Below are 8,612 nucleotides of genomic sequence, written 5' to 3' on the forward strand. Positions count from 1 at the left end.
CGTTATAATGTGAGTATAGAAAGGGTGTCCTTTTAAAACTTATTGAAATTATAAAATATTTATTGAATTGGGGGAGAAGATATGAAAAAGAAAGTGTTAGCAATGGTTATAGCTAGCATGATGTCAGCAACACTTTTTGCTGGCTGTGGCTCAAGTTCAAGTAATGATACTGGTAATGATACAAAAAGTGATGATACAAATGAAGATATTGCTTCAGAAGATGAAACTACAAAGGATGATAATAGTTCAGAAGGTTCAACACCAAGAAACGAGACTTTATATTTTAATGGTCAACAATGGGGGACTATAAATAACTTTAATCCAATGAGTGCTAATTCTAATAATGCTATGGGAATTACACAAAATGATTCAGCTAGAGTGTTAATTTATGAAACTTTATTTCTATACAATATGTTAGATGGATCATTAGAACCATTATTAGGGGAAACATATGAATGGAATGATGAGCAAACACAGTTAACAATTAAAATTAATAATGATGCAAAGTGGAGTGATGGAACAGATGTAACTGCAGATGATGTAGTTTATACCTTTGACACACATGTTAAGTATGGATCATCAACAGGTAATGATTATAAGAATTATATTGAGAAAGTTGAAGCAACCGACTCTAAAACAGTTGTATTTTATTCTAAGTTAGATGAGAGTGGAAATCCTATAAATCCTTTAAAGGTAATTGAATATATTCCTAAAATATATGTTATGCAAAAAGCATACTTACAAACTGTAGAAGAAAGAAATAATAATGATGCTGAAAAGGTAAAAGAAGATAGAATGGATGATTTAATAGCGTCTGGACCATATAAGCCATATTATGATGATGATCAAAAAGTAGTTTTTCAAAGGGATGATAATTATTGGGGACAAAGTCTATGGGGAAGTTTACCTGCTCCTAAGTATATAGCACATACAATATTTAAAGATAATGCTTCAGGAGATTTAGCATTTTCAAATGGTGAAGTAGATGTATCCCAACAATTTATATCAGAAGTTTGGAAAATGTGGGAATCTGGTAAACCAATATCAACTTATATTGACGATTCTCCATATTATTTATGTGCAACAATGCCTTCAGCTTGGTTTAATGTAGAAGTTAAAGGGTTAGATAAAGTTGAAGTTCGTAAGGCAATTGCAATGGCAGTTGATTATGATCAAATAATATCTACGGCAATGTCAGAATATTCACCATCTTTCTCAGAAGCACCAAGAAGCATTATGAATCCAACAGATGCAGAACAAGCATTAGTAGATAATGATGCATTGAAGGATTTACAATTTAATGGTGGAGATATAGAAGGGGCAAAGAAACTATTAGATGATGCAGGCATAGTTGACACCGATGGTGATGGAATTCGTGAAATAGATGGTGAAAACCTATCATATAAAGCAGAATGCCCAGAAGGATGGTCAGATTGGAATGCTTCATTAGAAATAGTGGCTGCTGCTGGTAAAGAAATTGGAATAGATATTGAAACTTATTTCCCTGATGCTAATACCTTCTATGATGATATGACTACAGGTAACTTTGAAATTTGTATGTATAGTCCAGCTGGTGCATCAGTTTCAAATCCTTGGACTAGAGCTATGGGATTCCTTTCAAGCACATATAACGATTTAGAAGTTAACTGGAGTGGTAACTTTGGTGGATATACAAATGAAAGGGCAGATGAACTTTTAGCTTTAATTCCATTAGAACAAGATCAAACTAAGCTAAAGGAATATTATACTGAGTTAAGTAAAATTTATCTAGAAGATGTTCCTTCTTTTGCATTAATGTATAGACCACAAGTTTTCCATACTGTAAATGAAAGCGTTTGGACAAACTTCCCTCAATTAGATGACGGAACTAACATACCACCACTAGATTGTACTGATGGATATGGTATAGCAGCTTTATATCACATTAAGAATGTCGAATAATATGCTATTAAATACTAGCAATATTTAGTGACAAGTATTGACCATGTCTTAAGAAAGAATGACATGGTCAATTTTATTACTAGCTAAATTTACATTAATGAATATATGATGCAGAGATATGAGGTGAAAAGTTTGAAGGGGTATAAAAAATATTACACAAATAAAATAATATGGTATCTTATAACTTTTATTGTAGCAATTATATTAAATTTCGTATTGCCTAGATTAATGCCAGGAGATCCAGTAGCATCTATTGCAGCAAGAGCAACAGAGGGAATGACTGACTCAACGGCTATTCAACAAGTATATGAAGAGTATACTGAAAAGTTTGGAATTGATAAGCCTATGACCACACAATTTTTTACTTTTATTAAAAATGCTATAAAGGGTGATTTTGGAGTATCATTTAGCCAATATCCTAGAACAGTATCTGACATAGTATCATCTTCTGTATGGTGGACAGCTTGTTTGCAGTTACCTGCTATAACCCTTGGTTGGCTTTTAGGAAATATACTAGGTGCTGTAGCAGCATATAGAAAAGGGATATATGATAAAGGAATTTTACCATTATTCTTATTTTTTAGTAATGTACCTGCATTCGGAATGGCTATAATACTATTGTTTACTTTTGCAGTTAATTTAAAATGGTTCCCAACTAGTGGTGGATATGGATTTGATTTAATTCCTAATTTCAGCTGGACATTTTTTAAATCAATATTATATCACTATCAATTACCATTTTGGTCAATCGTTTTTATTACAATAGGTGGTCAAGCTATTGGTATGAGATCAATGTCTATATATGAGTTAAATGCTGATTATGTTAAGTATAGTCGTTTCTTAGGTATAAAAGATAAAAAAATTACAGGTTATGTATTTAGAAATGCAATGCTTCCGCAAATTACAGGTTTAGCAATGTCTATTGGTACAATGATTGGTGGTGCATTAGTTGCAGAAATAATATTTAGTTATCCAGGATTAGGAACAACTATACTTTCTGCAATTAAGGGACGTGATTATCCTTTGATTTCTGCATGTACATTAATAATAACAATTATGGTGTTATTAGCAAATTTATTTGTAGAAATTTTATATGGTGTTATAGATCCACGTATTAAAGCATCACAACAAGACTAGGGGGGATAGACAATGAAAAATACATTAAAACAAATTTTCCATGATAAAAAGTTTATAATGGGCTTTATTATTTTTATAGCTATTTTGGCAACAATCATAATTTATCCTTTAGTTGTAGCATATAGTCCTCTTGAAATGGTTGGAGGATTATTTTATAAACCAGGTACTTATGTATCTGTATCTGATACGGTAGAAAGCAAAAATTATTCTTTTAAAATGGATACATCTGCAGTAAAACTTGAAAGTGCTTTATCTATGGAGGATAGATCACAAATGGGTACATGGTTAGAAAATTATGCAGGTGTTGATATAAAGGATATAGATGTAACAGATGCAAAAGGTCTTATAAAGCTTTGGGAGAAATATTATGATCCTAATAATAAACAAGATGGATTAATTGCTGCTAAGAAAAAGTATTATGTAAGATTAAATACTAAGATAGATGGGATTTTAGAAGATACTGAAATTGTAATAGCTAATGAGGATGAAGCTACTGGTGAGTTAGTTGTAAATTCAACTATTACTTCAGATCTATTTGTTAATATTAATGATATACCAAATCAAAGAACCTTTTATTTAGGAACTGATAATTTTGGTAGAGATGTGTTAACTGAATTAGTTTATGCAACTAAGACTTCATTAAAAATTGGATTAATTGCAGGGGTAATAGCAACAGGGATAGGACTAATATTTGGATTATTATCAGGTTATGTTGGTGGGATAGTTGATGATATTATTATGTTTCTTACTAATTTATTTACTGTAATACCTGGATTCGTAATTTTAATATTAATATCTTATAGTGTTGGTCAAAATGCAAGAGGTGTAACATTAGTAGCTACTATTATTGGATTAACATCTTGGACATGGACTACTAGATCAGTTCGTGCTCAAGTTATTTCGTTAAGAAACAGAGATCATGTTAATTTATCGAAACTTTCAGGTCATAGTTTAATAAGAATAGTGTTAACTGATATACTTCCTTACGTTGCTTCATATGTTGTAATGGCTTTTATACTACAAATTTCAAGTGGGATTTTAGCAGAGGCACAATTATCAATGTTAGGACTAGGACCAGCTACTACTAAAGTTACAACACTAGGATTAATGATGAACTGGGCTATGAGTTATAAGGCTCCATTATCAAATGCTTGGTGGGCTTTTGTACCAGTGATTTTATCAATTGCATTGATTTCATTTTCTTTGAATTTAATGAATACAGGACTAGACCAAGTATTTAATCCACAACTTAGAGATTAGGAGGAACTTTATATGGGAAAAGTTATGTTAGAAGTAAAAGATTTAAAGACTAAATATATTACAAGACATGGTGAAGATGTATATGCCGTTGATGGAGTTTCCTTAAAAATAGAGGAAGGGAAATCGCTAGGTATCGCAGGTGAATCAGGTTGTGGAAAATCAACACTAGCTTTAAGTTTGATGGGATATTATTTTGCACCATTACATTATCAAAGTGGAAGTATAATTGTAGATGGAATAAATATAACTAAAATGAATCCAGATGATGTTCGAAAAAAAATACTTGGAAATGAAATTGCATATATTCCTCAAGCTGCAATGAATGCATTGAATCCAACACAAAAAATTATAAAGTTTATAGAAGATGTAATACATGCTCATAATCCAAAAGCAACTAAAAAAGATATATATGATTTAGCAAAAGAAAGGTTTGAAATCTTAGGTTTACCAGAATCAGTATTGCAAAAACATGCAGTTGAATTATCAGGAGGTATGAAGCAACGTACAGTAATTGCAATTTCAACAATTTTATCACCTAAGGTTTTAATAGCAGATGAGCCTTCTTCAGCTCTCGATGTTACTTCTCAAAAGATGGTTATAAAAATGATGCGTAATTTAATGGAAAAAGGTTTTATAAAATCAATGATTTTTATAACGCATGAATTACCTTTATTATACAATGTTACTGATGATATTGTTGTTATGTATGCAGGACAATTAATTGAAAAAGGTAAATCAAAAGAAATGGTATTTGATCCAATTCATCCATATTCTAAAGGGTTAATGGGGTCAATAATTGTTCCTGAAGAGGGAGTGAAAAATATTAAGTTAACAGCTATTCCAGGTACTCCTCCAAATTTAAAGCATCCTCCGGAAGGATGTAGATTTGCTGAAAGATGTAAATATAGAAGTAAAGAGTGTAATGTAGAAAAAATTCTTGAAACAAATATTGAAAATGGAAGAATGTTTAGATGTAGATTTACTGAATCAGAATTAAGGAAGGTGTATAGCAATGAATGATAAACATGCTTTATGCTTAAGTGGTAAAGGTTTAACTAAGATTTTTGGTATAGGTGATACAAAAACTGTTGCTGTTGATCATGTTGATTTTGAATTTCATGAAGGTGAAATAATTTCAATAGTTGGAGAAAGTGGTTCAGGAAAAACTACTTTATCAAAGATGTTATTAGGATTAATAAGTGTTACTGAAGGTGAAGTTTTTTTTCAAGGAAAACCTAGAGATATAAAAACAAGAAGTAAGAAAAAAGAATATTGGAAGGGAATACAAGCTATATTTCAAGATCCATTTTCATCTTTTAATGTTTTTAATAAAATAGATTCAGTTTTATTGGATTGTATTAATATGCGTGGAGGTAAAAAATTACCTTATGAAAAGAAAGTAGAAATGATGACCGAAGCATGTAGTTTCGTTAATTTAAAATTTGATGAATTAACCAATAAATATCCATTTGAATTGTCCGGAGGACAAATGCAACGTTTGATGATTGCAAGAATATTTTTACTTAAACCTAAAATACTGCTTGCAGATGAGCCAACCTCAATGATTGATGCTTGTTCAAGAGCTACAATACTTGATATGCTTATGAAATTAAGAGAAGAAACAAATATGACAATTATTTTTATAACTCACGATATAGGATTAGCATATTATGTTTCAGATAATGTATATATTATGGAACATGGAAAATTTGTTGAGCATGGTAGTGCTGAAGACGTAATTTTACATCCCAAAGCTCCTTATACAAAGAGGCTTATAAGTGATGTGCCTAAGATTTATGAAGAGTGGGATCTTTCTACTGTATAATGATTAAATTGACAATTAATAATATTAAATAAACATTATTAATTGTCAATTTTATGTTTATATATAAATAGTAATTAAAGAGGTGAGAATTTGTATGCGTGAAAAATCATTCAACTAAATTTATAAAAGAAGCCTATGAAAAAAATCCACTTAATGGTAGTAGTGACGCAATGAATGGATTTCCACATATAAGAAAAGCACATTGTATGTTTGGATGGGATTGGGGGCCAAGGTTACCTGATGCTGGTATATGGAGAAGTTTAGGGATTTTAGGGGTTAATGAAGGTAGAATTGATAACGTATATATATCACAAAATCATAAAGAGAAAAAAGTAAGTTTAAACTTTAAAGTAGATATAAAAATTAATGATAAAAGTAATACTTTGAGATTTGGCGTAGATAAAGAAATAAGTGACTATGATTTTAGATATAAAGTAACAATAACATCACCTGATAATGAGATAATAGTTTATAATGATTCAATAAATGAAATAATAATAGATAATCCAAAGTTATGGTGGCCCAATGGGTATGGTGATCAAAATTTATATAATATTCTTATTGAATTAATAAAAGATGATGTAGTGATAGATAAGTGGGAAAATAAAATAGGATTAAGGACATTAACCATTAGTAGAGAAAAAGATGATTATGGAGAGAGTTTTGCTCATGTTGTAAATGGAGTTAAGATTTTTGTTATGGGAGCAGATTATATTCCAGAAGATAATATATTAGCTTATGTTAATAAAGAAAGAACTTATAATCTTTTAAAACAATGTAAAGATGTAAATTTTAATATTATAAGAGTATGGGGTGGTGGTAATTATCCTTATGATGATTTCTTTAATATATGTGATGAATTAGGTCTCATGGTTTGGCAAGATTTTATGTTTGCTTGTGCAGTTTATGAATTAAATGATGAATTTGAAGAAAATATAACTAATGAATTTATAGATAATATAAGGAGAATCCGTCACCATGCTTGTTTAGCATTATGGTGTGGAAATAATGAAATGGAGATGTTCATGGATAATAATTTGTGGACAAGTGAAAAAAGATTAAAAGCTGATTATATTAAATTATATGAATATATAATTCCTAAGCTTTTAAATAAGGAAGATCCACAAACTTTTTACTGGCCAGCAAGTCCTTCTTCTGGCGGAAGTTTTGATAATCCCAACGATGATAAACGAGGAGACGTTCATTATTGGGATGTATGGCATGGAAATAAGCCTATTACAGAATATAGAAAGTTTTTATTTAGATATGTATCAGAATTTGGATTTCAATCTTTTCCATCATTGAAGTCTGTAGAAATGTTCACGGAACCTGAAGATAGGAATATTTTTTCTTATATAATGGAAAAACATCAAAGAAATGCAACAGCAAATGGGAAAATAATGAATTATATGGAGCAAACCTTTTTATATCCTACTAATTTTGATACGTTATTATATGCATCCCAATTACTTCAAGCAGAAGCAATAAGATATGGGGTTGAGCATTTTAGAAGAAATCGTGGAATTTGTATGGGGGCTATAATATGGCAATTAAATGATTGCTGGCCTGTTGCCTCATGGTCATCAATTGATTATTATGGAAGGTGGAAAGCTCTACATTATTATGCTAAAAGATTTTTTGCACCATTAATGTTATCTTGTGATGAAGAGGGTATATTAACTCAAGATATTAATCCAAATCCAGAGCCTTTTGAGGTTAAAAAATCAATTCATTTATGTATTTCTAATGAAAGCATGTATGATGAAGTTGTAATAGTAAATTGGAAACATAGAAAAAATACTGGAGAAATTATAAAAGAAAAAAGTTATAAAGTTGAAATAAAAAAATTATCAAGTGTATGGCTTGAGAAGATAACCTTACCAGAATTATCACTTTATGATGAATATATAAGTTATGAAATGATTAAAGATAATAAAGTAATTTCTTCAGGTACAACTATTTTTTGTGCTCCAAAACACTTTAAATTTATAAATCCTAATTTAAATATAAGTGTTAATGGTGATGAAATAACAATTTTAAGTGATTCTTATGCAAGAAGTATTGAAGTGATTAATGAAGAGGATAATTTGCTTTTAGAAGATAATTACTTTGATATTAATAGTGGTATTCATAAGGTGAAAATTATTAAAGGAGAACCTAAGGGGTTAAAAGTTAGAAGTGTTTATGATATAAGATAATAGAGAGGTAAATTATGTATTTAGATTGATAAAATTATTTTAAATATGGTAAGTAAAAGATATGGATCAGCATAAAAAATATAAATTTTCAATATTATTTATGCTGATCTTTTTATTAGTATTAATAATAGAAGTATTTGAAGGGATATATTTTAAAGTATTGCAAAAGGAAAAATTGAAACTGACCCTGTTACTTCACCAATATCAGTACTATTAGTTGTAAATTTTAAATAAAAAGGCATTGTTAAAGA

6 protein-coding genes are annotated in these 8,612 nt (G+C 29.8%); all 6 read left to right on the forward strand.

What is annotated here, in order from left to right:
• Positions 1 to 81 precede the first annotated feature (81 nt).
• The 6 genes from TY07_RS08945 to TY07_RS08970 all read left to right on the forward strand — a co-directional run bounded on the left by TY07_RS08945 (position 82) and on the right by TY07_RS08970 (position 8,361).
• Positions 82 to 1,941, forward strand: a complete 1,860-nt coding sequence (locus TY07_RS08945; protein WP_042398341.1) for an ABC transporter substrate-binding protein — start codon at positions 82 to 84, stop codon at positions 1,939 to 1,941.
• 132 nt (positions 1,942 to 2,073) lie between these two features.
• Positions 2,074 to 3,078 (forward strand): ABC transporter permease, encoded by a 1,005-nt coding sequence (locus TY07_RS08950; protein WP_042398343.1) that lies wholly within the window; start codon positions 2,074 to 2,076, stop codon positions 3,076 to 3,078.
• 12 nt (positions 3,079 to 3,090) lie between these two features.
• Positions 3,091 to 4,338, forward strand: a complete 1,248-nt coding sequence (locus TY07_RS08955; protein WP_042398345.1) for an ABC transporter permease — start codon at positions 3,091 to 3,093, stop codon at positions 4,336 to 4,338.
• 12 nt (positions 4,339 to 4,350) lie between these two features.
• Complete coding sequence (locus TY07_RS08960; RefSeq protein WP_042398347.1) at positions 4,351 to 5,358, forward strand: ABC transporter ATP-binding protein; 1,008 nt, start codon at positions 4,351 to 4,353, stop codon at positions 5,356 to 5,358.
• The gene (locus TY07_RS08965; protein ID WP_042398349.1) at positions 5,351 to 6,163 is read left to right on the forward strand and encodes an ABC transporter ATP-binding protein; all 813 of its coding nucleotides are present in this window, start codon (positions 5,351 to 5,353) and stop codon (positions 6,161 to 6,163) included. Before TY07_RS08960 ends, TY07_RS08965 begins: the two co-directional genes overlap by 8 nt.
• Positions 6,164 to 6,261: 98 nt before the next feature.
• Positions 6,262 to 8,361 carry a beta-mannosidase gene (locus tag TY07_RS08970; protein ID WP_052330665.1) on the forward strand — a complete coding sequence of 700 codons (2,100 nt, stop codon included), beginning with the start codon at positions 6,262 to 6,264 and terminating at the stop codon, positions 8,359 to 8,361.
• The last annotated feature ends 251 nt before the right edge of the window (positions 8,362 to 8,612 follow it).

Origin of the sequence: Clostridium saudiense, from assembly GCF_000577815.1 — a bacterium.
GTDB lineage: Bacteria > Bacillota > Clostridia > Clostridiales > Clostridiaceae > Clostridium > Clostridium saudiense.